This is a genomic window from Rubrivirga sp. (assembly GCF_049648075.1).
Classification (GTDB): domain Bacteria; phylum Bacteroidota; class Rhodothermia; order Rhodothermales; family Rubricoccaceae; genus Rubrivirga.
Genome location: NZ_JBARYR010000469.1, coordinates 1 through 1,675, shown reverse-complemented (window position 1 = coordinate 1,675; position 1,675 = coordinate 1). Strand labels below are relative to the sequence as shown.

Annotated in this window: 2 protein-coding genes and 1 pseudogene; all 3 read right to left on the bottom strand. The window is 72.8% G+C overall.

The annotated features are described in order from the left end of the window. Nucleotides 1–536 (bottom strand): MBL fold metallo-hydrolase (locus WBA11_RS13340; RefSeq protein WP_424521163.1); only part of this gene is annotated, 536 nt, incomplete at its 3' end. Beyond that, complete coding sequence (locus tag WBA11_RS13335) at nt 533–973, bottom strand: MBL fold metallo-hydrolase (RefSeq protein WP_424521162.1); 441 nt, start codon at nt 971–973, stop codon at nt 533–535. The genes WBA11_RS13335 and WBA11_RS13340, both read right to left, overlap by 4 nt. Nucleotides 974–1,149: 176 nt before the next feature. Further along, a pseudogene (locus WBA11_RS13330) lies at nt 1,150–1,675 on the bottom strand (hypothetical protein); the annotation flags it as partial.

Genomic DNA, 1,675 nt, shown 5'->3' with positions numbered 1-1,675 from the left:
CCCGCCGCGGCTCGGACCCGCTCCGCCGGCTCGGTCCACCCGTGGAGCGCCAGGTCGAACAGGCCCCAGTGGACCGGCACCATCAGCTCGCCTCGGACCATCCGGTGCGCCGCGACCGCCTGCTCCGGCCCGAGGTGGAGGTCGGCCCAGGCGTCGTTGTAGGCGCCGGACTCGATGAACGTCATGTCGAACGGGCCGAGCCGCCGGCCGACCTCGAGGAAGTCGGGCGAGAGCGCGGTGTCGCCGGAGTAGAACACGCGGCGCTCGGCGCCGAGGATGGCCCAGCCCGACCACAGCGTCTGGTCGCGGTCGGTGAGCCCACGCCCCGAGAAGTGGCGGGCCGGCGTGCTGACCAGCCGGACGCCGGCGACCTCGAGGCCGTCCCACCAGTCGAGCTCGGTGATGGACGCGGCCGGGACGCCCCACGACTCGAGGTGCGCCCCGACGCCGAGCGGGACCGCAAACCGGGGGACACGCCCCGCCAGCGCCCGGATCGTCGGCATGTCGAGGTGGTCGTAGTGGTCGTGCGAGATCACGACCGCGTCGATCTCGGGCAGGTCCCCCAGCGCGAGATCGACGCGGAAAAGCGCCCGACGCCTAGGAGCGGCGACGGCGACGCGTGCTCGCCCCACACCGGATCCACCAAGACGCGCGCGCCCTCGATCTCGACCAACAGCGTCGAGTGCCCGAGCCACGTTACGCGCAGGTCCCGGACCGGCGTCTCGAAGTCGGCGGCCGTGCGCGACACGACCTCGAGGGGCGACGACGGCGACCGATCGTCGCTTCCGCCGGTCAGGTACTCCCAGACGGTCCCCACCGACGCGCCGTCCTCGAGGGTGGGGAGCGCGTTCGCAAACCGACCGTCGCGGTAGTTCGGCGACTGCTCGATGCGGGCCAGCCTCTCCCCGTCCGGCGCCGCGCCGAGCGCGGGCGAGATGTGGACCCCGAACGCGACGGCCAGGACCGCGAGCACGCCTACTCCGATTCCGATGCGCCGGAGCCATCGGCGTCGAGGATGGGGCGCGGGGTCGGTCGGCATCGAGACGTGACAGGTGAGCCGCCGAGACGCCGGTCTGGGCCGCGCGGATTCCGTAGAGGTCCGTCCTCGAGGACGCGCCCTTCCGTCTGCGGCCTCGAGGCCGGAACGTCCTACACTTCGACGCCCTCGTCTGTCGTCCTCGAGGACGGCGCCCAGCGGTACAAGTCGATGCGGCTGTCGGGCGACCGCATCAGGCCGGGCGGGCGCGTAAACAGCACGGCCAGGTCGATGCTGCCGTCCGGGCCGGGCCGGGCGGCCAGGTCGAGCGTGAACGCGGTCTCGGGACCCTGCACAGGTCGCGTCGACAGGACGCGCTCGAGACGACCGTCGCGACCGTAGACGTCGATGCGAACGTGGTCGGTGCGCAGGTTGAGCACGAACAACCGGTCCCCCACGGCCGACGCGCTCGACGTCAAGAGTGGCGGCTCGTCCACCTCGCCGCGCTCGAACTGCGCCGAGCGCGGGAGTTGGGGCGACGAGAACCCGACGAGCGCGAGCGTATCGGCCTCGAGGACATCCGGCCGAACCACGTCGACGACCGGTCGGTAGCCGGAGAGCGCGACGACGGAGTCGCCCCAGTCACGCAGAAAGCCGATCTGCCGCCACGCCGCACCGGGCAGCTCGGCGCGCCCGACC